Source organism: Vibrio sp. 1562 (genome assembly GCF_033340155.1).
In the GTDB taxonomy this organism is placed as follows: Bacteria; Pseudomonadota; Gammaproteobacteria; order Enterobacterales; family Vibrionaceae; genus Vibrio; species Vibrio alginolyticus.
This window is the reverse complement of sequence record NZ_JAWOVY010000453.1, coordinates 1-640: the sequence shown is the minus strand read 5'-3', so window position 1 is coordinate 640 and position 640 is coordinate 1. Positions and strand designations below refer to the sequence as shown.

At 45.2% G+C, this 640-nt stretch carries 1 protein-coding gene and 1 pseudogene; both read right to left on the bottom strand.

The window, feature by feature from the left end:
* Window positions 1–431: prolipoprotein diacylglyceryl transferase (gene lgt / locus R7Z49_RS25765; protein WP_318112506.1), on the bottom strand; the 431-nt coding region annotated here is incomplete at its 3' end.
* Between the two features lie 88 nt (window positions 432–519).
* Window positions 520–640: pseudogene (locus R7Z49_RS25760) on the bottom strand (sulfite exporter TauE/SafE family protein); the annotation flags it as partial.

Below are 640 nucleotides of genomic sequence, written 5' to 3'. Positions count from 1 at the left end.
ATACGGCCCATACCCAAGCCAAATGGCACAAGAGGCGCAACAAAGTCAGCAACGCCGAAGAAGGTACGACCGTTCTTGTGTGCATACCAGAACATTGCCGTAATCACACCCAACAAACCACCGTGGAACGACATACCGCCAGTCCAAACTTTGAAGAGATACAAAGGATCATCTAAAAACAGTTCAAAGTTATAGAAGATAACGTAACCGACGCGACCACCGATGACGACCCCTAAGAAGCCCGCGAAAAGTAGATCAGAGACTTGCTCTCGAGTCCAGCCGCTGCCTGGTTTGTCAGCACGACGGTTCGCCAACCACAATGCAAACATGAAACCAACGAGGTACATCAAACCGTACCAACGAATTGAAACAGGACCAATAGAGACTAAAACCGGATCAATATTGGGAAATTGAAGGTATCCCTGAGACATAAATCATTCTCTTCTTATTTACAAATAAAACCAATATACCCAAGTCACCTCAAATGCTCGGTTCAGCGTGAATAACTTGGGAATAAACTTACAGCAGCATTGTTGCTGCAACAAACATCAAGAATATTGCGAATATTTTCTTTAATACCGCAGTAGGAAGATTGGTCGCGAGCTTCGCCCCCACTTTCGTGGTCAACATCGAAGTCATC